The sequence below is a fragment of the Pseudomonas sp. Sample_24 genome (assembly GCF_004307605.1).
Taxonomy (GTDB): domain Bacteria; phylum Pseudomonadota; class Gammaproteobacteria; order Pseudomonadales; family Pseudomonadaceae; genus Aquipseudomonas.
The window spans coordinates 1-1,728 of the sequence record NZ_RCNW01000467.1; the positions used below are offsets into that span (position 1 = coordinate 1).

At 59.4% G+C, this 1,728-nt stretch carries 1 protein-coding gene and 1 pseudogene; both read left to right on the forward strand.

Annotated features, from left to right (window positions below; translation table 11 throughout):
- The first annotated feature begins 142 nt into the window (after positions 1-142).
- On the forward strand, positions 143-1,561 hold the full coding sequence (gene leuC / locus D8V06_RS26730) for a 3-isopropylmalate dehydratase large subunit (protein WP_056853712.1): 1,419 nt from the start codon (positions 143-145) through the stop codon (positions 1,559-1,561).
- Between the two features lie 10 nt (positions 1,562-1,571).
- Positions 1,572-1,728: pseudogene (locus D8V06_RS26735) on the forward strand (3-isopropylmalate dehydratase small subunit); the annotation flags it as partial.

Sequence of the window (1,728 nt, forward strand, 5' to 3'; positions counted from 1 at the left end):
CATTCCAGTTGGTTATCCAAAGCATAAAAAATATGAATTTGAGTTATTTAATGTAACCCCATAGGATCAGCCTCACAAGCCAAAGGGTTATTGAAAATCTCAAAGCCCGGGGCATAGAAACAAGCTGATGAGGAAACGTCTGATGGCCGGCAAAACGCTCTACGACAAGCTCTGGGATTCGCATTTGGTCAAGCAGCGCGACGATGGCTCTGCGCTGATCTACATCGATCGTCACATCATCCACGAAGTGACCTCGCCGCAAGCCTTCGAAGGCCTGCGTCTGGCCGGGCGCAAGCCTTGGCGCATCGATGCCAACATCGCGACCCCGGACCACAACGTACCGACCACCCCGGAGCGTAAGGGCGGCATCGAAGCCATTGCCGACCAGGTCTCGCGTTTGCAGGTTCAGACCCTCGACGACAACTGCGATGAATACGGCATCGTCGAGTTCAAGATGAACGACGTCCGCCAAGGCATCGTCCACGTCATCGGCCCTGAGCAGGGCGCAACCTTGCCGGGCATGACCGTGGTCTGCGGCGACTCCCATACCTCGACCCACGGCGCGTTCGGTGCCCTGGCACACGGTATTGGCACTTCCGAGGTCGAGCACGTGCTCGCCACCCAGTGCCTGGTCGCGAAGAAAATGAAAAACATGCTGGTGCGCGTCGAAGGCCAATTGCCGTTCGGCGTGACCGCCAAGGACATCGTTCTTGCCGTCATCGGCAAGATCGGCACCGCGGGCGGTAACGGTCACGCCATCGAATTCGCCGGCAGCGCGATTCGCGACCTGTCCGTCGAAGGCCGCATGACCATTTGCAACATGTCCATCGAGGCCGGCGCTCGTGTAGGCCTGGTGGCCGCCGACGAAAAAACCGTGGCCTACGTCAAGGGCCGTCCGTTCGCTCCGAAAGGCGCGGAATGGGACTTGGCCGTCGAAGCCTGGAAAGACCTGGTGTCTGACGCCGATGCCAAGTTCGACACCGTCGTCGAACTCGATGCAACCCGGATCAAGCCGCAAGTCAGCTGGGGCACTTCGCCCGAGATGGTGCTGGCCGTGGATCAGAACGTGCCGGACCCTGCGAAGGAAATGGACCTGGTCAAGCGTGGTTCCATCGAACGCGCCTTGAAGTACATGGGTTTGACCGCCAATCAGGCGATCACCGACATTCAGCTCGACCGCGTATTCATCGGCTCCTGCACCAACTCGCGCATCGAAGATTTGCGCGCTGCGGCCGTGATCGCCAAGGGCCGCAAGGTGGCTTCGACCATCAAGCAGGCCATCGTGGTGCCGGGCTCGGGTCTGGTGAAGGCGCAGGCTGAATCGGAAGGCCTGGACAAGATTTTCCTCGACGCCGGTTTCGAATGGCGCGAGCCGGGTTGCTCGATGTGCCTGGCGATGAACCCGGACCGTTTGGAAAGTGGCGAGCATTGCGCCTCGACTTCCAACCGTAACTTCGAAGGCCGTCAGGGTGCCGGTGGTCGTACTCACCTGGTCAGCCCGGCCATGGCCGCCGCCGCCGCTGTGAACGGTCGTTTCGTCGACGTCCGTGAATTGATCTAAGGAGCGCAGCATGAAAGCTTTTACCCAGCACACTGGACTTGTCGCGCCTCTGGATCGTGCCAACGTCGACACCGACCAGATCATTCCGAAGCAATTTCTGAAGTCGATCAAACGCACCGGTTTCGGTCCGAACCTGTTCGATGAATGGCGTTATCTGGATGTGGGCC

Coding starts and splice junctions, on each gene's coding strand:
- leuC (WP_056853712.1), top strand. CDS start 143: ATGGCCGGCAAAACGCTCTACGACAAGCTCTGGGATTCGCATTTGGTC.